The 22,996-nt window shown below is 68.6% G+C and carries 14 protein-coding genes; 3 read left to right on the plus strand and 11 right to left on the minus strand.

Annotated features, from left to right (window positions below; all coding sequences use genetic code 11):
* Positions 1–3 precede the first annotated feature (3 nt).
* Positions 4–369: an FHA domain-containing protein gene (locus BRW65_RS12525; protein ID WP_084187808.1), complete on the plus strand. Its 366-nt coding sequence runs from the start codon at positions 4–6 to the stop codon at positions 367–369.
* A gap of 10 nt (positions 370–379) precedes the next feature.
* Complete coding sequence (locus BRW65_RS12530; protein WP_073874981.1) at positions 380–2,152, plus strand: acyl-CoA dehydrogenase family protein; 1,773 nt, start codon at positions 380–382, stop codon at positions 2,150–2,152.
* 90 nt (positions 2,153–2,242) lie between these two features.
* On the opposite strand, the gene BRW65_RS12535 is transcribed toward BRW65_RS12530, so the two are convergent.
* The 11 genes from BRW65_RS12535 to glf all read right to left on the minus strand — a co-directional run bounded on the left by BRW65_RS12535 (position 2,243) and on the right by glf (position 21,630).
* Complete coding sequence (locus BRW65_RS12535; protein WP_244168076.1) at positions 2,243–3,748, minus strand: acyl-CoA carboxylase subunit beta; 1,506 nt, start codon at positions 3,746–3,748, stop codon at positions 2,243–2,245.
* 65 nt (positions 3,749–3,813) lie between these two features.
* On the minus strand, positions 3,814–9,135 hold the full coding sequence (pks13, locus tag BRW65_RS12540; protein ID WP_167374034.1) for a polyketide synthase Pks13: 5,322 nt from the start codon (positions 9,133–9,135) through the stop codon (positions 3,814–3,816).
* A gap of 80 nt (positions 9,136–9,215) precedes the next feature.
* Positions 9,216–11,114 carry a long-chain-fatty-acid--AMP ligase FadD32 gene (gene fadD32 / locus BRW65_RS12545; RefSeq protein WP_073874987.1) on the minus strand — a complete coding sequence of 633 codons (1,899 nt, stop codon included), beginning with the start codon at positions 11,112–11,114 and terminating at the stop codon, positions 9,216–9,218.
* 288 nt (positions 11,115–11,402) lie between these two features.
* A complete protein-coding gene (gene culp6 / locus BRW65_RS12550) occupies positions 11,403–12,413 on the minus strand; it encodes a carboxylesterase Culp6 (protein ID WP_073874989.1) in 1,011 nt (336 codons plus the stop codon).
* Positions 12,414–12,702: 289 nt separating this feature from the next.
* On the minus strand, positions 12,703–13,605 hold the full coding sequence (locus BRW65_RS12555) for an esterase family protein (RefSeq protein WP_073875090.1): 903 nt from the start codon (positions 13,603–13,605) through the stop codon (positions 12,703–12,705).
* Positions 13,606–13,762: 157 nt separating this feature from the next.
* A complete protein-coding gene (gene ag85A, locus BRW65_RS12560) occupies positions 13,763–14,812 on the minus strand; it encodes a diacylglycerol acyltransferase/mycolyltransferase Ag85A (RefSeq protein ID WP_073875092.1) in 1,050 nt (349 codons plus the stop codon).
* A gap of 330 nt (positions 14,813–15,142) precedes the next feature.
* Positions 15,143–17,113 carry a terminal beta-(1->2)-arabinofuranosyltransferase gene (gene aftB, locus BRW65_RS12565; RefSeq protein ID WP_279627669.1) on the minus strand — a complete coding sequence of 657 codons (1,971 nt, stop codon included), beginning with the start codon at positions 17,111–17,113 and terminating at the stop codon, positions 15,143–15,145.
* Positions 17,100–18,008, minus strand: coding sequence for a decaprenyl-phosphate phosphoribosyltransferase (locus BRW65_RS12570; protein WP_067896775.1), 909 nt, complete (start codon positions 18,006–18,008; stop codon positions 17,100–17,102). The genes aftB and BRW65_RS12570 overlap by 14 nt, the downstream gene beginning before the upstream one ends.
* Positions 18,001–18,540 carry a phosphatase PAP2 family protein gene (locus BRW65_RS12575; RefSeq protein WP_073874993.1) on the minus strand — a complete coding sequence of 180 codons (540 nt, stop codon included), beginning with the start codon at positions 18,538–18,540 and terminating at the stop codon, positions 18,001–18,003. Before BRW65_RS12575 ends, BRW65_RS12570 begins: the two co-directional genes overlap by 8 nt.
* Entirely contained in the window at positions 18,533–20,428 is a 1,896-nt protein-coding gene (locus tag BRW65_RS12580; protein ID WP_073874995.1) for a glycosyltransferase, read from the minus strand. The genes BRW65_RS12575 and BRW65_RS12580 overlap by 8 nt, the downstream gene beginning before the upstream one ends.
* Positions 20,425–21,630 carry a UDP-galactopyranose mutase gene (glf, locus tag BRW65_RS12585; protein WP_073874997.1) on the minus strand — a complete coding sequence of 402 codons (1,206 nt, stop codon included), beginning with the start codon at positions 21,628–21,630 and terminating at the stop codon, positions 20,425–20,427. The genes BRW65_RS12580 and glf overlap by 4 nt, the downstream gene beginning before the upstream one ends.
* Before the next feature lie 269 nt (positions 21,631–21,899).
* Between glf and BRW65_RS12590 the strand changes: the two genes are divergently transcribed.
* Positions 21,900–22,979, plus strand: coding sequence for a PirG (locus tag BRW65_RS12590; RefSeq protein WP_208611799.1), 1,080 nt, complete (start codon positions 21,900–21,902; stop codon positions 22,977–22,979).
* Positions 22,980–22,996 lie beyond the last annotated feature (17 nt).

Genomic DNA, 22,996 nt, shown 5'->3' on the forward strand with positions numbered 1-22,996 from the left:
GCCATGCCCGCCGAGCTCGACGCGCCGGCGACCGCCGCCGACGCCGCGATCGAGGACACCTCGGCGTTGCGCCCGGGCTCGGCGTTGCTCGTCGTCAAGCGCGGCCCCAACGCCGGTTCGCGCTTCGCCCTGACCGCAGAGGTGGTGTCCGCGGGCCGGCATCCCGAGAGCGACATCTACCTCGATGACATCACCGTGAGCCGTCGGCACGCCGAATTCCGAAGCGATGGCGGCCAATTCCGCGTCGTCGACGTGGGCAGCATGAATCAGACCTACGTCAACCGGGAGCCCGTCGATTCGGCGGTGCTGGCCAACGGCGACGTTATCCAAATCGGCCGGGTCCGTCTGGTTTTCCTGACGAGCGCGTAGCGTCTCACCCATGAGCGAGTACGCCGCAGAGGCGGTAGACAGGCTGCCCTTCGCCACCGAGGAGAAGGCGCAGCGCTACCGAACCGAGAACTACCGCGGGGCCGTAGGCCTCAACTGGTACCTCACCGACCCCACCCTGCGGTTCACCATGGCGTACTACCTGCAACCGGAGGAACTGGCCGTCGTGGAGCCGCATCTGGCACGCATGGGCGAGCTGATGGGCGGTCCGGTCGCGAGATGGGCGGAGGAGACCGATCACAACCCACCCCGGCTGGAACGCTACGACCGGTGGGGGCACGACGTGAGCCAGGTCGTCATGCCGGCGTCCTTCACCCAGTCCAAGCGCGCGGTCCTGGACGCCCAGCAGGCGCTGCGCAACGACGCCCGCGCCGCCAAAGTGAGCTCCGGGCTGGGCCTGTTCGCGTCGAACTACCTGCTCAACCAGGCCGACATCGGGATGGGATGCGCGCTGGGCACCGGCGGCGGCATGGTCTCCTCGCTGGTGGCCGCCTATGCGCCGGCCGACGTGCGCGAGCACGTGCTGGCCAAATTCGCCTCCGGCGAGTGGGCCGGGGAGACGGCGCAGCTACTGACCGAACGCACCGGCGGCTCGGACCTGGGTGCGCTGGAGACGACGGCGACCCGCGCCGGGGATGCCTGGATCCTCAACGGGTTCAAGTGGTTTGCCTCCAACTGCGCCGGCGAGGCCTTCGTCGTACTGGCCAAGCCCGAGGGTGCGCCGGACTCGAGCCGCGGCGTCGCGAACTTCCTGGTGCTGCGCACCCGCCGCGACGGGTCCCGCAACGGGGTGCGGGTGCGCCGCCTGAAGGACAAGCTCGGCACCCGCTCGGTGGCCTCCGGCGAGGTGGAATTCGTTGACGCGGAGGCGTTTCTGCTGTCCGGGGAGCCCAGTGGTGAGGCGGGCCCGTCGGACGGCAAGGGCTTGGGCCGCATGATGGAGCTGACCAATGCCGCGCGCCTCGGCATCGCCTTGTTCGGGCTCGGCAACGCGCGCCGCGCCCTGGTCGAGTCGCTGTGCTACGCCCGCCGACGGCACGCGTTCGGCGGCGCGCTGATCGACAAGCCGCTGATGCGGCGCAAGCTCGCGGAGATGATCGTCGACGTAGAAGCCGCGCAGGCAATGGTTTTCGACGGCACCGGCGCCACGAATCATCGCCAGCCCCGCGGCATGCGGCAACGCATCGCCGTGCCGGTCACCAAGCTCAAGGCCTGCCGGCTCGGCATCACCGCGGCGTCCGACGCGATCGAAATCCACGGCGGCAACGGCTATATCGAGACCTGGCCGGTGGCTCGACTACTGCGCGACGCGCAGGTGAACACCATCTGGGAGGGGCCGGACAACATCCTGTGTCTGGACGTGCGGCGCGGCATCGAGCAGACCCGCGCGCACGAGGCGTTGTTGGCGCGGCTGCGCGACGCGGTGTCCGTCTCGGACGACGACGACACCACGCGACTGGTCGCCGGACGCATCGAGGATCTCGACGCGGCCATCACGGCGTGGTCCAAACTGGACCGCGACATGGCCGAGGCGCGGCTGTACCCGCTGGCTCAATTCATGGGCGACGTGTACGCCGCGGCGTTGCTCACCGAGCAGGCCGCCTGGGAACGCGAGGCCCGCGGCGGGGAGCGAAAGGCGTTGGTCGCCCGGCTATATGCGCAGCGGTACCTCGCCGATCGGGGGGCGCTGCGCGGCATCGACGCCGAGTCCGACGAGGCGCTGGAGCGGTTCGACGAACTGGTCGAGGGCGCGTTCGCCGGCTAGCGAATTGGGGAACCTTTCCCTCGCGAGCAGACGCAAATTCGCGTGATCTGCATGCCCGGAGCGCGATTTTGCGTCTGCTGGCCGAAGATACTAAACCGGGATCAGCCCGTGCTTTCGTGCCGTGCGGAACCATAACTGCTTGTCCCGCAACAACTTCATGGACTTACGCAGCAGCAGCCGGGTGTCGTGCGGGTCGATGACCGCGTCGATGAAGCCGCGCTCTGCGGCCGTCCACGGGATGGCCATGTTGAGGTTGTAGCCCTCGATGAAGTCCTTCTTGATCTGCTGCGCCTCGGGCGTGGTCGGGTCGGGGAACCGCTTCATCAGCAGCTGTGCGGCGCCCTCGGCGCCGATCACCGCGATGCGCGCGGTCGGCCACGCGAAGTTGAAGTCGGCGGTCAGCTGCCGGGAGCCCATCACGGCGTACGCGCCGCCGTAGGACTTACGCACGGTGATGGTCACCTTCGGCACGTCGGCCTCCACGACGGAGTAGAGGAACCGCCCGCCGCGCTTGATGATGCCCCGCTTCTCCTCCTCGGCGCCCGGCAGGAACCCGGGGGTGTCCACCACGAAGACCAGCGGGATATTGAACGCGTCGCAGAACCGGATGAACCGCGCCGCCTTGTCGGAGGCCTCGTTGTCAATCGACCCGGACAGGTACATGGGCTGGTTGGCGATCACGCCCACGGGGTGCCCGTCGACGCGGGCGTATCCGGTGATGATGGCCGGGCCGTGCTGCGCGGCGACCTCGAGGAAGTCGCCGTCGTCGAAGATCCGCAGCAGGATCTCGTGCATGTCGTAGGCCATGTTGTCGGAGTCCGGCACGATCGAGTCGAGCTCCAGATCGGTCGGCGTGACCTCCGGTTCCAGCCCGGGGTTGACGATCGGCGGCTTGTCGAAGCAGTTCGAGGGCAGGAACGACAGGAAGTCCCGCACGTACTGGAACGCCTCTGCCTCGGAATCCACCACCTGATGAATGTTGCCGTAGCGGGCCTGCGCATCGGAGCCGCCGAGCTCGTCGAGGGTGACCTCCTCGCCGGTGACCTCGCGGATGACGTCGGGACCGGTCACGAAGAAGTAGCCCTGGTCGCGCACCGAGACCAGCAGGTCGTCCTGGATCGGCGAATACACCGCTCCCCCAGCGCACTTGCCGAAGATGAGCGAGATCTGCGGTACCAGTCCCGACAGCGCCTCGTGGCGGCGGCCCAGCTCGGCGTACCAGGCCAGCGAGGTGACGGCGTCCTGGATGCGCGCTCCGCCGGAGTCCTGGATGCCGATGATCGGGCAGCCGATCATCGCGCACCACTCCATCAGCCGGGCGACCTTGCGGCCGAACATCTCGCCGACCGTGCCCTGGAACACGGTCTGGTCGTGCGAGAACACCCCGACCGGCCGGCCGTCGATCATCGCGTGCCCGGTGACACACCCGTCGCCGTAGAGCGCGTTCGGGTCGTTCGGTGTCTTGGCCAGCGCCCCGACCTCGAGGAAGGTGCCCGGGTCGACCAGTGCGTGGATGCGGGCCCGGGCACTGGGAATGCCCTTCTTGTCGCGCTTGGCGACGGCCTTCTCACCGCCGGGCTCCTTGGCCAGCTCCATCCGAACGTGCAGCTCGGCCAGCTTTTCGGCTGTCGTGTGAGCGCGAGAAGGCTCCGCACCGGTCACTAGTTGCCCACCTCACTCTTCCGGCGGCGCCCCGCCTCGATGTTCTCCAGCGCCTCGGTCATGTGCGCGCCGACCTTGGCGATGATCGGCTCGTCGATCGCCTGGATGTGCTCCCCGCCGATCGGCACGACCTCGAGCTCGGACACGTACTCGCCCCAGCCGCCATCCGGTTGCCGAATGGCATACCGCGGCTCGAACTCGATGACGTCGTCATGGTAGCGATCGGCCATGTAGAGCGTGACGTGGCCGTCGTACGGCTCGATCTGGACCGTCTCCAAGGCGCGGTTGTCCAGGTATGACGTCCGCTGGTGCTCGATGATCCCGCCCGGCACCTGCACGCCGCTCTGCTGGACGATCTCCAGCACGAACTTGACCTGACCCTCGTCGTCGAGCTCCTCGAGCTGCTCGTAGGGGATTGCGGGAATCTCGACGTTGAAGGTGCGTTCGGCGAATCTCGCGTACCGGTCCCAGCGCTTGCGGGTCTCTTCCTTGGTCTGCGGGATCTCCTCACCGGCCCGCACCGTGTCGATCATGCCGACGAACGCCACGTTGGCGCCCATCCGCTTGAGCCCGATCGCACAGGCGTAGGCCAACGCGCCACCCAGCGACCAGCCAACCAGGATGAACGGCTTGTCTCCGTTGATCTCCAGCAGTTTGGGCACGTATTGGGCGGCCCGTTCCTGCACGGTGCCCTCGACGCGCTCAAGCCCATACATCGGGGTGTCCGGCGGTAGCCGATTGAGCAGCGGCTCGTAGACCACCGTCGAACCGCCGGCCGGGTGGAAAACGAAAACCGGTATCTGCGAATCGTTTTGCGGCGGCCGGATGGTGCGGACGAATCCGTCGAGTTCGCCGGCCTCGAGGTATCCCCGCACCTTCTCGGCCAGCGCCTCGATGTTCTCCGACGTCAGCACGTCCTCGGCGGTGATCGGCCCTTCGGCCCGCTCCGAGAGGCGCTGGGCCATCTTCTCGGCCTGCGCGTCGTCCAGCTTGGGCAGCGGGTTGAAGATGCCGCCCGGGGACTTGCCGGTGACGATCGCCCACGTCGCGAACGTGACCCGTTCGGCGGCGTCGCGCGGCGGCACGTCGGAGTTGAGCGCCTTGGTGACCGCCTCCTGGTTGAGCGCTTGGGCAGCGCCGGCCAGGTTGGGCTGCCCGCCGTTGGCCTTCGGCCCGGATGGGTCGGTGGGCGGCGGCGGGATCGGGATGTCGGACGCCGGAGGGGCCCCCTGGGTCTCCGGCTCCGCTTGCGGGTCGGGCGCGGGCGCCGCGATCGTGGCGGGTGAGGCGCCGCTGATCAACTCCGCCTGAGCCTTGGCGATGTCCTCGGCCGAGTGCGTCTGCTGGTACTCGTGCAGCTGCTCGACCTCGTCACGGTGCTCGACCGCGTACTTGATCAGCTCCTCGATGTTGTAGAGGTTGGCGTCCCGAACGGCCGTCAATTGGATTGGCGGCAGGTCGAAGTCGTACTCGACGCGGTTCTTGATCCGCACCGCCATCAGCGAGTCCAGGCCCAGCTCGATCAGCGGCACCTCCCACGGCAGGTCCTCGGGCTCGTAACCCATGGCGGAGCCGACAATCAGCCCCAGGCGCTCCGCGACCGTTTCGCCCGAGTCGGGCGACCACTTGCCCATGCTGGCCGAGAAGTACCGGTTGGTCAGGCTGTCCGTCAGCGTTTCGGCGTCCGGCTCGTCGGCTGGCGCCTCGGGCGCGGCAGCCGCCCCGTTGGACGCAGCCGTGATCGCCGCGCCCGCGCCGACCGCCGCCGGCAAGGCGACGCCGCCCTCACCGGCCCGGGTCACCAGCGCGTCGTACACCAGCGTGAAGGACTCGTCGATGCGGGCGTGCACCTGCACCGAGGCGCCGCCCGGGTGCCGGGTCAGCGTCGTCACCAGCCGGGCGCCCTCGCCGGGGACCGCACGCTGCTCGGCGGCCGCCAGCTGCGCGTCCGGAAGGACCTCGGCCGCAGCGGCTTTCACCAACGCGGGCAGGTCAGTCAGGCCCCGGGGGTTGTACTCCCAGACGTGGCGGCCGTCCGGCAGCGCGACGTGGTTGCCCGGCATGAGCACCGAGCTGCTGCCGTGCGAGAAGTGCACGTCCAGCCAGTGCTCCTTGCGCTTGAACCGGGTCGGCGGGATGTTCGCGTAATCCTGCGGTCCGGAAGCGCGCGTGAACAGCGTCCAGATGTCCAGGGCGTGGCCGTGGACGTAGAGCTGCGCCATGGTCGAGATCATCGACTCGACCTCGTCCTGCTTGCGGGCCAGCGTCGGGATCAGCTGCGCGTCGTGCAGCCCGGCGGCGGCCGTGGTCAGGCCCACCTGCATCAGCGCCACCGGGTTGGGCGCCAGCTCAAGGAAGGTGGTGTGTCCGCTGTCGACGGCGTTGCGGACGCCGTGGGTGAAGTAGACGCTGTGGCGCAGGCCCTTCTTCCAGTAGTCGACGTCGTGGATCGGCTCGCCGCCGGGCTTGATGTAGCTGCCCTCGTGCACGGTCGAGTAGATCCCGACCGTCGGGCTCAGCGGCTTGATGCCCTGCAGCTCCGCGGCGAGCTCGCCCAGCAGCGGGTCCATCTGCTGGGTGTGGCTGGCGCCCTTGGTCTGGAACTTGCGGGCGAACTTGCCCTCGGATTCCGCGCGGGCGATGATCGCGTCCACCTGATCCGGCGGGCCGCCGATGACGGTCTGGGTGGGCGCCGCGTACACGCACACCTCCAGGTCCGGGAAGTCGGAGAACACCGTCTTGATCTCGTCGGCGGAGTATTCGACCAGCGCCATCAGGCGGATGTACTCGCCGAACAGCATCGCCTCGCCCTCACCCATCAGATGCGAGCGGGAGCAGATGGTTCGGGTGGCATCGCGCAGCGACAGCCCGCCGGCGAAGTACGCCGAGGCGGCCTCGCCCAGCGACTGGCCGACCACCGCGGCGGGCTTGGCGCCGTGATGCTTGAGCAGCTCACCGAGCGCGATCTGGATCGCGAAGATGGTGACCTGCGTGGTCTCGATGCCGTAGTCCTGCGAGTCGTCGAGGATCAGCTCGAGCACCGAGTAACCCAGCTCGTCCTGGACGAGCGCGTCGACCTTCTCGATCCACTCGGCGAAGACCTCGTTGCGAAGGTAGAGGCTCTTGCCCATCTTGCGGTGCTGCGCGCCGAACCCGGCCAGCACCCAGACCGGGCCGTTGGTCACCGGCCCGTCGACGCTGAACACGCCCGGCCGCTGCTTGCCGTCGGCGACCGCGCGCAGACCCTTGATGGCCTCCTCGTGGTCGTGGGCCAGCACCACCGCGCGGGAGCGGCCGTGGTTGCGCCGCGACAACGCGCGCCCGATCGATTCCAGGGACGACGCCTGCCCCTCGGGGCTTTCCATCCAGTCCGCCAGCTCGGCGGCCGCGGCCTTCTTGCGCGAGGTCAAGAACGCCGATACGGCGAGCGGGATCAGGGGCTTGGTTGGCTCCGCGTCCTCCTGCGCCGCAAGCTCTTCCAGCGCGATCTCCTTGAGCCGCAGCGCCTCGTCGGTGACGCCCGGCAGCTCGTACTCTTCCTCCTCGGGCGCCTCGACATCCGGGATGATGTTGCCGAAGTCGTCGAACCGCAGCGCGTGGCTTTCCATGGTGGGGGCCTCGGCGGGTTCGGCGGCCGCCTCGCCGGCGGTATTCACCTCGGGCTCGGCCTCGCGCTCGATGACGTCGCGGGGCAAGACCTCACGCACCACCAGGTGCGCGTTGGCGCCGCCGAAGCCGAAGCTGGACACCCCGGCCAGGGCGTAGCCGCCGTAGCGGGGCCAGTCGGTGGCCTGGTCGACCACCTTCAGGCGCATCGCGTCGAAGTCGATGTAGGGGCTCGGGCCGGCGAAGTTGATCGACGGCGGCAGCTTGTCGTGCTGCAGCGCCAGCACCACCTTGGCCATGCTGGCCGCGCCGGCCGCCGACTCCAGGTGTCCCACATTGGTTTTCACCGCGCCAAGCAGCGCCGGGCGGTCGGCCGGGCGGCCCCGGCCGACGACGCGGCCGAGCGCCTCGGCCTCGATCGGGTCGCCGAGGACGGTGCCGGTGCCGTGCGCCTCGATGTAGTCGACGTTGCGGGGATCGATGCCGGCGTCCTTGTACGCCCGGCGCAGCACGTCGGCCTGCGCGTCCTGGTTGGGGGCGATCAGTCCGTTGGAGCGGCCGTCGTGGTTGACCGCGCTGCCCGCGATCACCGCGAGGATCTGGTCGCCGTCGCGGCGGGCGTCGTCGACCCGCTTGAGCACCAGCATGCCGCCGCCCTCTGAGCGGGTGTAGCCGTCGGCGTCGGAGGAGAACGACTTGATCCGGCCGTCGGGCGAGAGCACCTGGCCGATCTCGTCGAAACCGAGCGTCACCACGGGCGTGATCAGCGCGTTGACGCCACCGGCGACGGCCACGTCGGCCTCGCCGTTGCGCAGGCCCTGCACAGCCTGATGGATCGCGACCAGCGAGCTCGAGCACGCGGTGTCGACGGCGACCGACGGGCCGCGGAAATCGTAGAAATAGGAGACCCGGTTGGCGATGATCGACGTCGCGGTGCCGGTGATCGCGTAGGGATGCGCGACGGTCGGGTCGGACACCGCCAGGAAGCTGTAGTCGTTGTTGGAGACGCCGACGTAGACGCCGACGGACCCGCCGCGCAGGCTCGACGCCGGGATGCGGGCGTGCTCGAGCGCCTCCCAGGTCAGCTCCAACGCCATCCGCTGCTGCGGGTCGATGTTGTCGGCCTCGGTCTTGGCCACCGCGAAGAACTCGGAGTCGAACCCCTTGATGTCTTTGAGGTAGCCGCCGCGGGTGCGGGCCTTCGCCATCCGCTCGGCCAGCCGCGGCTCCTCCAGGAACTCCTCCCAGCGGCCCTCGGGCAGGTCGGTGATGGCGTCGCGGCCCTCCATCAGCGCTTGCCAGGTCTCGTCGGGGCTGTTCATGTCCCCGGGCAACCGGGTCGACAGGCCCACGATCGCGATATCGACACGCTCGGCCGGGCCGTTGCGCGTCCAGTCGGAAACGTCGTCCCCGGAGGTGTCGAGTTCCGGCTCGCCCTCGATGATCCGCGTTGCCAGCGACTCGATGGTCGGGTGCTGGAAGGCCACCGCGACCGACAGGGTGACACCCGTCATGTCTTCGATGTCGGCGGCCATCGCGACGGCGTCGCGCGACGACAAGCCGAGCTCCACCATCGGCACCGACTCGTCGACGTCGTCCGGCGACTTGCCGACGGCCCGGCCCACCCAGTTGCGCAGCCACTCGCGCAGCTCGGGGACCGTCATTTTGCGCCGCTCCTCCTCATCGCTCCGCTCTGCATCGTCGCCGGCGCGCATATCGGTCTTCTTGGCGGGCAGATTCTCCTGCTGGTCCTGGGGGTCCTGGGGGTCGTCTAATTCAGCCATGGTTCCTGGGTTCAGTCGTTAGCGCCGGCGAAAGCCGTCGGTGATCCGACGCCGCTACGCAGGCTGCCGTCAAGGTAGGCGGCGCGGCACGCGCGGCGCCCGATCTTGCCGCTGGAGGTACGCGGAATCGTCCCCGCCTGCACCAGCAGCAGGTCGCGGATGGTCACCCCGTGGCGGACGGCGATGGCCGCCCGGATCTCGTCCGCGATCGGCTGGTATTCGAGCTTGTGCGTTCCGGGGGCGCGCTCGGCCACGATCACCAGCTGCTCGGAGCTGTCCTCGGGGTCGTACTTGAGCCCGGTGTGCGGGTTGTCGAACACCACCTGCGGCAGCTCGTTGGCCGGGACCGAGAACGCGGCAACGTAACCGGTGCGCAGGGCCCGGCTGGCCTCCTGCGCCGAGTACTCGAGGTCCTGCGGATAGTGGTTGCGGCCGTCGATAATGACCAGGTCCTTGATGCGGCCCGCAATATAGAGGTGCCCGTTGTGGTAGGTGCCGTAGTCGCCGGTGCGCACCCACAGCCCGTCCTCCTCGGCCCCTTCGGCGTGCGACTGGCTGATGCGCGACTTGAGGATGTTGCGGAAGGTCTCCTGAGTCTCCGCCTCCTTGCCCCAGTAGCCGAGCCCGAGGTTCTTGCCGTGCAGCCAGATCTCGCCGATCTGGTCGTCCGGCAGCTCGGTGGCCGTGTCGGGGTCGACGATCACGGCCCACTCGTCGACACCGATGACGCCGGCGGAGACCTGCGCGACGGCGTTGGGCGCGTCGGCGGCGACCTCGACGAAGCGTTGCTTGTTGAGCTCGTCGCGATCGACGTGGATGACCGTGGGCGCCTCGTCCATCGGCGTGGTGGAGACGAACAGCGTGGCCTCGGCCAGGCCGTAGGAGGGCTTGACCGCCGTCTCCCGCAGCCCGTACGGCGCGAACGCCTCGTAGAACTTGCGCATCGACGCGGGGGACACCGGCTCGCTGCCGTTGAGGATCCCCTTGACATTGCTCAGGTCCAGTGGCGGCCCACCCTCCTTGGGGACGCCGCGCACCGCGGCGTGCTCGAAGGCGAAGTTGGGGGCGACGGTGAACAGTTCGGAACCCGGCTCGTCGTCGGGCTTACGCGCCATCTCGCGGATCCACCGGCCGGGGCGGCGCACGAACGCGGCCGGCGTCATGAACGTGAAGTTGTGGCCGAGGACCGGGGACAGCAGCGCTGTGATCAGGCCCATGTCGTGGAAGAACGGCAGCCAGGACAGGCCGCGGTCACCTTCCTTGCCTTCCAGCCCGTTGAGCACCTGCAACACGTTGGTGGGCAGGTTCAGGTGACTGATCATCACGCCGGTCGGGGTCCGGGTGGAGCCGGACGTGTACTGCAGGTAGGCGATGGTGGTCTCGTCGGCCTCGGGCTCCACCCAGGTGGATGCCACCTCGGTGGGCACCGCGTCGACGGCGATCACGCGGGGGCGTTCCTTGGCGGAGCGGGCGCGGATGAACTTCCGGACGCCTTCGGCGGCCTCGGTGGTGGTCAGGATCGTCGAGGGGGTGCAGTCGTCGAGCACGGCGTGCAGGCGGCCGACGTGGCCCGGCTCGCCCGGGTCGAACAACGGCACGGCGATCCGCCCGGCGTAGAGCGCGCCGAAGAAGGCGATCAGGTAGTCCAGGTTCTGCGGGCACAGGATGGCGATGCGGTCACCGGGCTGGGTGACCTGCTGCAGGCGGGCGCCGACGGCGCGGTTGCGGGCGCTGAAGTCGCGCCAGACGATGTCGCGGTAGACACCGTCGCGTTCGGTGGAGTAGTCGATGAACCGGTAGGCCAGCTTGTCGCCACGAACCCTCGCCCACTTCTCAACGTGCTTGACCAGGTTGGTGTTGTCCGGGAACCTGATCTTTCCATTCACGATGAACGGGTTGTGGTACGGCATTCCGCTCTCCTGTCACACCTGTTTTAGGCCGGCGCTTACGCCGGCCTTTGTTCTTCGGTCGGCCAGGCCGACAATTTCCATCTCTACGCGGGCCAGTCCTCGCGCGGCGCCACTGACGCCAGCATCCTGCTCATCCCAGGTCGGCTTATACCGGGACCGGGTCCGCGACAAAGTCTCTAGCTCTTAAATTCCTCTTAATGTTAAGGGGCGGCCCGCAGCACACCAAATCACAAGGTACCGCTGATCTGCACCGGCAACGGGCTCCTGACGGTGTGTCCTTCGGCCGGGTCATCCATGTTTGGGATGCGGCGCGTTGGCGATCAATCCTTGAACCCAGTTCAACGTCCAATCGGTGGCCGGCTGCCCGTCCAGGTTCCAGAACTGCGTGGTCGCGTACAACGCGTGGATGGGCTGTCCGGCGCCGCCGGCCAGCGTGTTGAGCGTGTTGGGCAGATTGGCAACGCTAAACGCCTCGTCAGGGGCGGCGCAGATGAGGTCGCCCGGCGCGCAGATCTCGTTGGTCTTGTCGTTGAGCGCGCCGAAGCCCCCGGGCCGCGCGCCGGTCATCGTCAAGCCCAGCCCGGAGAGCACCGGCACTTCGTGCAGCGTGACCTCGGCGCCCTGCCCGGGCGGGTTGGGCCCGATGTCGTTGCCCACGCCGGGCTGGCGCCGACCGTCGGCGATCAACGTCACACCGAGTACCAGGTCGTCGTCGACGGGTCCGCGGCCGTTGCCGATATCGCTGGCGATGTCACCGGCGATCACCGCTCCCTGCGAGAAGCCCATCAGCACGTAACTGGTCAGCGGGCACTTGGCGTTCATGTCCGTCATCGCCTGGACCGTCGCGCGGGTGCCCTCGGCGCGGCTTTCGTTGTACGACATCTGCGTGTCGCCGCTGAGTGGGTTGTGGAACTGCGCGGTGTAGGGCGTGGTGTATTCCTGCACCCGGGACGCCGGGAATTGCTGGGTGATCGCCACGGTGACCTTGTGCAGCAGCGCGTTCGGGAATTGCATCGGGTTGAGCGGATCGTCCTGCGGGGCGGACTCCCAGGTGCCGGGGACGTTGACCAGCTGGACGTCGGGGCACGACGCGTCTTGCGAAGCGGGCCGGGGCTTGTGCGGGTGGGTGGTCGTGGACGGCGACGGCAGGACGCCCGGCGGCACCGCGCTGGGCGGCGATTCGTGGCCGCGCAGCGTGACGACCGCGAGCACGATCACCAACAGCACCACCCCCGCCATCGCCAAGGCGGCGGTCCAGGCGAGGGCTCGGTGGCGCTTACGCCGGGCGTTGGTGGCCATGTTCTCCCGCTAGCAGAGTCGGTGGATCGCAGCGAAGCGGTCCTCCCGACCCCTGCTGCACCTTTTACACGGTACCGGCTCGCGGGACTACCTCAGCCGGGCAGCGACCCGCAGCGCCCGGCTCCACCGCGCTCGCGATCGCCGCAACTCAGCCGGGCAGCGACCCGCAGCGCCCGGCTCCACCGCGCTCGCGATCGCCGCAACTCAGCCAGGCAGCGACCCGCAGCGCCCGGCTCCACCGCGCTCGCGATCGCCGCAACTCAGCCGGGCAGCGACCCGTCCCCCGCGATCACCGGATGGCGCCGACGATGTCGCCCGACATGGCCCCGAGCTGCCCCGACCAGGAGCCCCAGCCGTTGTCGCCGCCGCCCGGAAAGTCGAAGTGACCGTTGTGGCCGCCGTTGCTGCGGTACTGCTGGTAGAACTCGCGGGAGCTGCCCATGGCCGCGCCCGCCTGCCCGATCATGGCGGCGTCGTCGCCGCCCATGTTCGTCGGGCTGTAGACCCACACGCGGGTGTTGTTCTGCGCCAGCAGGGAGGCGTGCACGTAGGGGTCGTGCCACTTCCACCGGCCCAGCTGCGGGGCGCCCCACATCCCGTTACCGTCCACACCGCCGAACTGCTGCAGGCCGGCCAGGATCGCGCCGTTGTAGTTAGTGCTCGACGGGTACAGGAACCCAGACAGCGAGCCGGCGAACCCGAAGCGGTCGGGGTGGAAGGCCGCCAGCGCCATCGCGGCGTAGCCGCCCTGCGAGGCGCCCACCGCGGCGTGACCACCGGGCGCCAGGCCCTTGTTGGCGGCCAGCCAGTTCGGCAGCTCGCTGGACAGGAAGGTGTCCCACTGCTTACTGCCGTCCTGCTCCCAGTTGGTGTACATGCTCCAGGCCCCGCCCGCGGGCGCTACCACCGAGATGCCCTTGCCGCCCAGCGTGCTCATCGCGTTGCCCGCGGTGACCCAGTTGCTGACGTCGGGGGCCGCATTGAAGGCATCCAGCAGATAGACCGCGTGCGGTCCGCCGCCCAGGAACGCCACCGGGATGTCGCGGCCCATCGCCGCCGACGGCACCATCAGGCTCTCGTAACCCGCCGCCCTCGCCCTACCGGCCGGCCCGCCCGTCACGGTCACGCCGATCAATCCGATCGCCAAGGCGGCTACGGAGAACACCCGAAGAAGCGCTGACGCACCCCGCACGACCCTCATGTCACCCTCCATCGTCTAGTCGCTGACGAGCACATTAGCCAGCGCCGTGGTTCCCCCGCCCGCGGGGTAGTGAAACAAATCACACGCCAAAACAACTAGCGGCGGAAACCCCGAAGGGTTCCCGCCGCCAGTCGCGTTGTTCGTGGGCTTAGGTGCCCTGGCCGTTGGTGCCGTTCCCGGCAGCCGCGGCGGCCGTGGCCGGCCCCGCGCCCGGGGTGGCGCCCAGCGCCGACTGCAGATCAGGCTTCATCGCCTGCAGCTGCGCGCCCCAGTAGGGCCAGTCGTGGGTGCCGTTGGCGTCGAAGTTCCACACCGCGTTGTGGCCACCGGCCTGGTTGTAGGCGTCCTGGAACTTCAGGTTGGAAGTCCGCACGAAGCCCTCGAGGAACTTGGCGGGCAGGTTGTCGCCACCGAGGTCCGACGGCTTGCCGTTACCGCAGTACACCCAGATCCGGGTGTTGTTGGCTACCAGCTTGGCGACCTGCAGCGACGGGTCGTTGCGGGCCCACGCCGGGTCCTCCTTGGGGCCCCACATGTCGGCGGCCTTGTAGCCACCCGCGTCACCCATGGCCAGGCCGATCAGCGACGGCCCCATCCCCTGCGACGGGTCCAGCAGAGCCGACAGCGAGCCGGCGTAGACGAACTGGTTCGGGTGGTAGGCGGCGAGGATCAGCGCCGACGACCCGGCCATCGACAGACCGACGGCGGCGTTGTTGGTCGACTTGACCTGCTTCTGCGCCGACAGGTATGCGGGCAGCTCGCTGGTCAGGAAGGTCTCCCACTTGTAGGTGGTGCAGCCGGCCTTGCCGCAGGCGGGCTTGTACCAGTCGGAGTAGAAGCTGGACTGGCCACCAACCGGCATGACGACCGAGATGCCGGACTGGTTGTACCACTCGAAGGCCGGGGTGTTGATGTCCCAGCCGTTGAAGTCGTCCTGCGCGCGCATCCCGTCGAGCAGGTACAGCGCGGGAGAGTTGGCCCCACCGCTTTGGAACTGAACCTTGATATCGCGGCCCATCCCGGCGGAAGGAACCTGCAGGTATTCCACCGGCAGACCGGGGCGCGAGAAGGCACCAGCGGTCGCCGAGCCCCCCACGGCGCCAATCAGGCCCGAGAGCAGCGCCGCGCCAGCGGCCGCCACCACGAGCCGCCGCGGCATACCTGCCACGGCGCCGCGAAACCTGTCGACAAGCGTCATCCTTGCTTCCTCATCCTTCTTCGGCGCGCCCGTCACCCGGGCGCGTCATGTTTTGGGTCGTACTGCATACGATCTCCGCGCAGCAGTGCTCGTGTAGTCAACCACACCTTCGGCCGCCCGGTCGCATCGAGGCGGCCCGCCAAAGGGGCAGTGGGGCCGCCCTACCCGGTGTCTTCCAGGGGGAACGTCGACCCCGAAATCCGCGTTTCCGCATGTGCTTGAGCGTCACTGCCAGCTGGTTAAGAGCCAAATGTGATGTTGCTGGCAATTTTTCGCCGGGCGCGCGTGACGACAATCTTGAGATTCTTCGAAAATTCCTCTGCGCGGGGCTTACTCGCGAGGCGGAGGCGGGGCCTCTTCAGGCACCGGCAGGCCGCATCTGGCGAGCTCGTAGCGCGGCACCCGGTCTATCCGGTATTTGGTGAATTCATAGGAATGCAGCAGGTTGGACAGGAATCTGTGCGGGGTCATCGGTGCGCGTACCGAACTCAGCACCGCCTCGGTCTCGGGACACTTGAGGGCGGTCACCGCCTCGGCGACCCATTGCTGGTCCAGATAGCCCGGAATGCCGGGATAGACCTTCACCCACGGCCCGTCGGCGATCGCCCAATCCGGGAAGAGGTTCTTGTCGTGCCCGATGCGGCCGTGTTGCAACCGTTCCGTGTGTTGCGCAAGCGGATTCGCCAATCCGATCTGGTCGATCACCCTGACGTCGAGCCCGACGTTCATGCCGACCATGCCCAGGTTGGTGAAAAACACTGCGTGCTGCGGCTTTTGGGGCGGCTTGTCCGGACCCGGCTGCGCCATCGGCACCAGGTCCCACTGGATGTAATTGCCCGACGGCAGCAGCAGCGCGCCGTCCGGGGTGTTGTCGAGCGCCGTCAGGATGGCCGCCATCCGCGGATACCCCAGGTAGTCGGCGGCGGTGAGGGGGTGCGCGTGCCCGGTGGCCTGCGCGTAGAAGCGCCGCTCGTCGACGATCCCGGAATAGCTGACGTGGGTGGCGTCGTCGCCCATTCCGGGCGAATTCGCCGCCCACAGCGACCAACCGGCCACACCCAGCCAGAGCACGCCGGCCGCGCCGGCCACCCAATAGCCCGTCTCCCGCGAGTAGTCCTGCCCGTCCGGGATGGCCAGCGGGATGACGGCTACGGGTGCCAGCAAGCAGAACAGCGGCGCCAGCAGCACCCGCCCGTGCATGAAGTCGCCGCCCTGCCGAATCCAGTAGAGCGCCTGCAGCAGGCCGCTCACCAGAACGAAAGCCACGACGGCGGGCGGGCTTTGAACCGCCCGGGCCACCCGCCCGTAGTTGGGGGCGAGGGCGGGCCGCAGGAACGACGGCCGGCGGCGCGCCGCGAGCAGCAGCAGCGCCAGCGGCAGCAGGAGCACCACGGGCACCCACACGGCGTAGGGCGCGTCGAAGTTCGACAGGTAGATGATGCCTTGGGACCACTTGTCGCCGGCCGCGTCCTTGGCGAGCGCGGTCCCGGGCACCAGCAGGCCGTAGTAGCCCATGCGGAAAATCTGATAGCCGACGGGCAGCAACCCGCCGGCCACCACGACGAGCACCCGGCGGCGCCAGGTCCGCGCCGCGACCAGCATCATGATCAGCGCCAGCCCGCCCATCAGCGCCAGCTCGGGCCGGACCAGGACGCTGAAGCCGGCCACGAACGCCAACGCACCGATGAAGAGGTCGCGATCCGGCCGGTTGCGCACCGGCTGCGCCCAGCAGACCATCATCCACCACAGCAACCCGAGGTAGGCCAGCGTCAGCCCGCTCTCCAGGCCGGAGGTGGCGAAGTCACGCGCGGGGGGCAGCGCGACGTAGACCAACGCGCCGGCGGGCAGCATGATCGCCTTGCGGCCCCGGAGGCTGGGCGCATACAACCGGGCGGCCCCCAGCATGAGCAGCGCCACGCCCAGCACCGAAAGCGTCAGGGCCAGCGCCAGCGCCACGTATTCCATCCGCATCGGCCCGCCCACCCAGCTGCCGACGTACATCAGGTAGGTCCAGGCCGTGGAGGTGTTGGCCTCCACCCGCTCGCCCTGGTTGAAGACCGGCCCGTTGCCGGCGAGCAGGTTGCGCACCGTGCGCAACACGATGAGCCCGTCGTCGGCGATCCAGCGCCGCTGCCATGCGCCCCAGGCGAACAGGACGGAGACCACCGCCACGCTGAACCACAGGCTGATCCGGACCAGCGTCGTGTACGGGAACACTGGCCAGCCCAACCGCCTGATGACCGGCCGGGTGCGCATCATGCGCGCTTTGAGGGCCTGCAGTTCGGAGCTAACCGAAGGCAACGGCGGCTCCAAGCGTCGCGATCCACGCCAGGAAAAGCAGCTGCAGCACCCGGTCACGCAGCGCGATGTCTTCGGGCTCGCCGGCCAGCCCGCCGTCGACGTCGACGGCGTAGCGCAGGATCGCGATGGTGAACGGCACCATCGATACCGCGAACCAGGATCCCGAGTGGCGGTCACGCTCGAACGCCCACAAGCCGTAGCAGAGCACCACCGCGGTGGCCGACATCGTCCAGACGAACCGCAGGTAGGTGCTGGTGTAGCTCTCCAGGGACTTGCGGATCGCGGCGCCGGTGCGCTCGGCGACCTGCAGCTCGGCGTATCGCTTGCCGGCCACCATGAACAGCGACGCGAACGCCGCCGACAGCAAGAACCATTGCGATAGCGGGATGCCGGTGGCGGCGCCGCCGGCGATGGCCCGCAGCAGGTACGCCGACGACACGATGCAAATGTCCATCACCGCTTGGTGTTTGAGCCCGAAGCAGTACGCCAGCTGCATGCTGAGGTAGACGGCCATCACCACGGCCAGGTCGGGCGTCAGCCACCAGGCGAGCGCCAGCGAGGCCGCACCGAGAACCACCGCGAGGGTGTAGGCCAGCCATTCGGGCACCACGCCGGCCGCGATGGGCCGGAATCTCTTGGTGGGGTGCTCGCGGTCGGCGTTGACGTCGCGCACGTCGTTCACCAAGTAGATCGACGAGGCCGCCAGGCAGAACACCACGAACGCCACGGACACCTTGGTCAGCACGTCGGCGTAGTTGTAGTGCACCGGGCCGCCCAACGCGGCCAGCGGCGCGGCCAGCACCAGAACGTTCTTCACCCACTGCCGCGGGCGGATCGCCTTGACGACCCCGACCACCACGTTGCCCGAGGGCCCGGTCACCACGTCCTCACTCATTCGCCCAGACCTTCCGCGCCCGGCCCTCCAGCCGAACGGTGATTCGCGCGACGGTGGCACCGAGGACGATGCCGCAGGCCACGTCGCTGGGATAGTGCACCCCGAGCAGCATCCGCGACAACGCCATCGGGGGAATCAGGAGGGCGGGTAGCGGCAGGCCGGTGATCCGGCCCATCAGGATGGCCGCGGCCGTCGTCGAGGTGGCATGGGCGGAGGGGAAGCTCAGCTGGCTGGGGGTGCCGACGTTCACCACGACGGCCGGGTCGTGCGGCCGTCGGCGGCGCACCACCCGCTTGACCAGCACGGCGGCGGCGTGCGCGGCGAACGCCCCCGCCCCGGCGACCAGCCAGTCCCAGCGCCGCCTCGGCGCCAGCAGCGCGCCGACCGCCGCCACGGCCAGCCAGCCGAGGCTGTGCTCGCCGAAATGGGACAGGCCGCGCGCCGTCGTCAGCACGCCGGGGCGCTCGGCGAGCGCGGCTTGCACGGCCACCAGGGCGGCCACTTCGCCGCGCGGGGAGGCCGAATCAGCCATGCTCTCGCTCGGCGTGCGCGGGCAGCAGCGCCGTCTCCCATTTCTGCTTGCTGGACAGCACCGGCAGCGCGTCCCGGTACGTTTTGCGCATCTGGTCGAAGCGGCTCACCAGAAGGCGCTGCCGGCGCAGCGAGGCGAACAGCAGTTGGAACATTTTGCGCCGGTCGCGTTGCCGGTAGACGACGCCGCACCCGTCGGCCGTCGTCACGGTGACGCCGTCGACCGTGCACAGCCGGAACCAGCGGGCATCCTGGGTCGGCACGTTGAACTCGGGGCGCCGGTGGGCTTCGGGGTCGGCCTTAGTTGCGTTGTGCAAAATGCCGCGGGCCAGCCGGTAACCGATCGACAGCGGGTTTACGGGCGGCTTCATCGCCTTGGTCTTGTTGGCCGGCGCGGGGAGTTCGCTCGCGGCCGGCAGCACCACCGCGTCCGGGTACTCCTTGCGCAGCCGATGCACCTCGGGCAGCGCGGATTCCAGGATCGAAAAGATGTGCTCCGGGCCGGCGAGGAAGTCGTCGATGGCCCTGTTCTGGATTGCGACGGTCGAATACTCAAGGCAGGCAAGGTGTTTCAGTGTTGCCTTCAGGTGACTGCGGACCAGTCCGGTGATGTCGCCGTCCCAGTGCATCGCGGCGACCACCAGCCGGTTGCGCAGGTGGTAGTAGGCCTGCCAGTCGATGGCGTCGTCCTTGTCGCTCCAGGCCATGTGCCAAATCGCCGCGCCGGGCAGCGTGACGGTCGGGTATCCATGCTCGCCGGCGCGCAGGCCGTATTCGGCGTCGTCCCATTTGATGAACAGCGGTAGCGGTTGGCCCAGCTCCTCGGCGACCTGCCGCGGGATCATGCACGTCCACCAGCCGTTGAAGTCGACGTCGATGCGCCGGTGCAGCAGCGCGCTTCGAACGTTCTTGTCGTTCAACGGATGTTCGGCGAAGTCGTGGTCGTACTCGGCGTGCGGCGCGGCGGTCCACATGAAGTTCGACTGGTTGACGACCTCGCCCATGATGTGCAGGTGCGAGGGCTCCTGCAGGTTGAGCATCTGACCGCCGATCAGCATCGGCGTCTTGGCGAAGCGGTGTAGGGCCAGCACCCGCAGGATCGAGTCGGGCTCGATGCGGATGTCGTCGTCCATGAACAAGATCTGTTGGCAGTCCGTGTTTTTCAGCGCCTCGTACATCACCCGGCTATAACCACCCGAGCCGCCGAGGTTCGGCTGGTTGTGAATGGACAGCCTGCTGCCCAGGCCGGCGGCCGCCGCCGGGAAGTCCGGGTGGTCGCGCACCTTTCGGGTGCCCTGGTCCGGCACGATCACCGCCCCGATCACCGCGTCCACCAACGGATCTGCGGTGAGGTCGGCCAGCGCGTTGACGCAGTCGGCGGGCCGGTTGAACGTGGGGATGCCGACGGCGATGTTGGCCGTGCCCGGCGCGGGCTCGGTCGCATACCAGCCACCGCTCACCAGGTTCACCGGGGTGTCGGTGGTGATGTCGAACCAGATCCAGCCGCCGTCCTCGAACGGTTTGAGCGGCACCTCGATCTCGACGATGGCCGGCTGGTCCTCGGTGCCGACGAACTGGCGGCCCTCCACGGAGATTCGTACCCCGGTGGCCTTGGTCCGGTACACGTCGACGCGTCCGGTTCCGGTGAGCTCGACCCGCAACACCACCGACGTGCAGATGGACCAGCGGCGCCAGTAGCTGGCCGGGAACGCGTTGAAGTACGTGGCGAACGACACCTCGGACTCTTTGCCGATCTCCAGCGAGGTCCGGCTGGTCGCGTGCGCACGGCGCGCGTTGGTGGTCGATTCCTCCAGATACAGCTTGCGCACGTCGAGGGGTTCACCCGGACGCGGCAGGATGATTCTGGAAAGCAGGCTTACTGCGGTCATCCCCCCGCGCCTTCCTCCACTAGTGCCTTACCCTCGCGCAGGTGCGGCGCGAGGGTGTTGTCGTACATGTTCAGTGCGCTGGCGATCGCCATGTGCATGTCCAGGTATTGGTAGGTGCCCAGCCGGCCACCGAAGAGCACTCTCGCCGAAGCGGTTTCGGCCTTCGCCCGGGCGCGGTACGCGGCGAGCAGGGCGCGGTCGGCCTCGGTGTTGATCGGGTAGTAGGGCTCGTCGTCGTCTTCGGCGAACCGCGAGAACTCCCGCATGATCACCGTCTTGTCGGTCGGATAATCGCGCTCGAGGTGGAAGTGGCGGAACTCGTGGATGCGGGTGTACGGGACGTCGAGGTCGTTGTAGTTCATCACCGGCGTGCCCTGGAAATCTCCGATGGGCAACACCTCGACCTCGAAATCGAGTGTGCGCCAACCCAGCCGGCCTTCGGCGTAGTCGAAGTAGCGGTCCAGGGGGCCGGTGTAGACGACCGGGGCGTCGGGACTTTCCGCGCGCAGCTGGTCGCGCACGTCGAACCAGTCGGTGTTCAGCCTGACCTCGATGCGGTCGTCGGCGGCCATGTTCTGCAGCCATGCCGTGTATCCGTCGACCGGCAGGCCCTCGTAAGTGTCGCTGAAGTACCGGTTGTCGAAGGTGTAGCGCACCGGCAACCGGGTGATGTTGGCGGCGGGCAGCTCCTTCGGATCGGTCTGCCACTGCTTGGCGGTGTAGCCCTTGACGAACGCCTCGTACAGCGGCCGCCCGATCAGCGAGATCGCCTTCTCTTCCAGGTTTTGCGCGTCCTCGGTTTTGATCTCGGCGGCCTGCTCGGCGATCAGTCGGCGTGCCTCGTCCGGGGTGAAGTACTTGCCGAAGAACTGCGACACCAGGCCCAGTCCCATCGGGAACTGGTAGGCCTGCCCGTTGTGCATCGCGAACACCCGGTGCCGGTAGTCGGTGAACTCGGTGAACTGGCGCACGTAGTCCCACACCCTCTTGTTGGAGGTGTGGAAGAGGTGGGCGCCGTACTTGTGGACCTCGATGCCCGTCTGTGGCTCCGCCTCGGAATAGGCGTTGCCGCCGATGTGCGGGCGGCGTTCCACCACGAGCACGCGCTTCCCGAGTTGGGTAGCCACGCGCTCGGCAATGGTCAGGCCGAAGAATCCGGAGCCGACGACAAAGAGGTCAAAGCGACTGAAAGGAGAAGTCATCGGTTGCTTAGGGTATCCGACCGCGTGGGCCTAACCCATTTAGCGAGGCCAGGGAGCCCGCGATCGGTCAACTGAGGACTTTTCTTCGACCCATGAGCCGGGCGATCACGGTCCGGGTCGCAATTGCCTCACGATTCAATATCACCACTCTAGTCACAACAATCTCACTCGTACCATCGACTCTGTGTGGTTGCCACCAGCTACGAACCGGTAAGGCCGCACCGACACAACACAGTTGAGATTGAGTTGTCCAGATTGAGGAGACTTCCGTGCCGAACCGACGCCGACGCAAGCTTTCGACAGCCATGAGCGCGGTCGCCGCCGTGGCAGTGGCGAGTCCTTGCGCATACTTCCTTGTCTACGAATCGACGGCCGGCAGCAAGCCGCCCGAGCACCACGACTTCAAGCAGGCGGCCGTGATGACCGACCTGCCGGGCGAGCTGATGGGCGCGCTGTCGCAAGGGCTGTCGCAATTCGGCATCAACCTGCCACCGGTGCCCGCGCTGAGCGGGGGCGCGGCCAGCACTCCGGGCCTGGCGAGTCCCGGCCTGGGCACTCCGGGCCTGGGCACTCCGGGCCTCGGGACTCCGGGTCTCGCGAGCCCCGGTCTGACCAGCCCTGGCCTGACGAGCCCGGGGTTGACCAGCCCCGGCCTAACCAGCCCCGGTCTGACCAGCCCGGCTGCGACCAGCCCGGGCCTGGCGCCCACGACGCCGGGGCTCACCGCGCCCGGCGCGCTGCCGACCACCCCGGGTGCCGGAGTGGCGACCCCGGGCGCGGGACTCAACCCGGCGCTGTCCAATCCCGGGCTGACCAGCCCGGCCGGGATCGCGCCCGGACTGGGCAGCCCGACGGCTGGCGGTGAAGTCCCGATCACGGCTCCGGCCAGTCTGGACCCGGGCGCCGACGGTACCTACCCGATCCTGGGCGACCCGTCGTCCTTCGGTAGCGGTTCACCGATCGGTGGTGGCACCGGCCTCGGCGGCGGGGGCGGAAGCTCCAGCGGCGGCGGTGGTGGCCTGGTCAACGACGTGATGCAGGCCGCCAACCAGCTTGGCGCCGGTCAGGCCATCGACCTGCTCAAGGGCTTGGTGATGCCGGCGATCACGCAGGGTCTGCACGGCGGAGCGGGCGCAGCCGGTGCGCTACCAGGTGCAGCAGGCGCCCTCCCGGGTGCCGCCGGTGCGTTGCCGGCCGCCGCGGGTGCGCTGCCGGGTGCAGCGGGCGCCCTCCCGGGTGCCGCCGGCGCCCTGCCGGGTGCCGCCGCGGGTGCCTTGCCGGCCGCCGCCGGCGCGGCCGGGGCGTTGCCGGCCGCCGCGGGTGCGGCACCGGTCCTGCCCCCCGTCTAGACCTCGGGGAAGCCTCC

This window comes from Mycobacterium paraffinicum, assembly GCF_001907675.1.
In the GTDB taxonomy this organism is placed as follows: Bacteria; Actinomycetota; Actinomycetes; order Mycobacteriales; family Mycobacteriaceae; genus Mycobacterium; species Mycobacterium paraffinicum_A.

Coding starts and splice junctions, on each gene's coding strand:
- BRW65_RS12525 (WP_084187808.1), top strand. CDS start 4: ATGCCCGCCGAGCTCGACGCGCCGGCGACCGCCGCCGACGCCGCGATC.
- BRW65_RS12530 (WP_073874981.1), top strand. CDS start 380: ATGAGCGAGTACGCCGCAGAGGCGGTAGACAGGCTGCCCTTCGCCACC.
- BRW65_RS12535 (WP_244168076.1), bottom strand. CDS start 3,748: ATGGAGCTGGCCAAGGAGCCCGGCGGTGAGAAGGCCGTCGCCAAGCGC.
- pks13 (WP_167374034.1), bottom strand. CDS start 9,135: ATGCGCGCCGGCGACGATGCAGAGCGGAGCGATGAGGAGGAGCGGCGC.
- fadD32 (WP_073874987.1), bottom strand. CDS start 11,114: ATGCCGTACCACAACCCGTTCATCGTGAATGGAAAGATCAGGTTCCCG.
- culp6 (WP_073874989.1), bottom strand. CDS start 12,413: ATGGCCACCAACGCCCGGCGTAAGCGCCACCGAGCCCTCGCCTGGACC.
- ag85A (WP_073875092.1), bottom strand. CDS start 14,812: ATGACGCTTGTCGACAGGTTTCGCGGCGCCGTGGCAGGTATGCCGCGG.
- BRW65_RS12570 (WP_067896775.1), bottom strand. CDS start 18,008: ATGAGTGAGGACGTGGTGACCGGGCCCTCGGGCAACGTGGTGGTCGGG.
- BRW65_RS12575 (WP_073874993.1), bottom strand. CDS start 18,540: ATGGCTGATTCGGCCTCCCCGCGCGGCGAAGTGGCCGCCCTGGTGGCC.
- BRW65_RS12580 (WP_073874995.1), bottom strand. CDS start 20,428: ATGACCGCAGTAAGCCTGCTTTCCAGAATCATCCTGCCGCGTCCGGGT.
- glf (WP_073874997.1), bottom strand. CDS start 21,630: ATGACTTCTCCTTTCAGTCGCTTTGACCTCTTTGTCGTCGGCTCCGGA.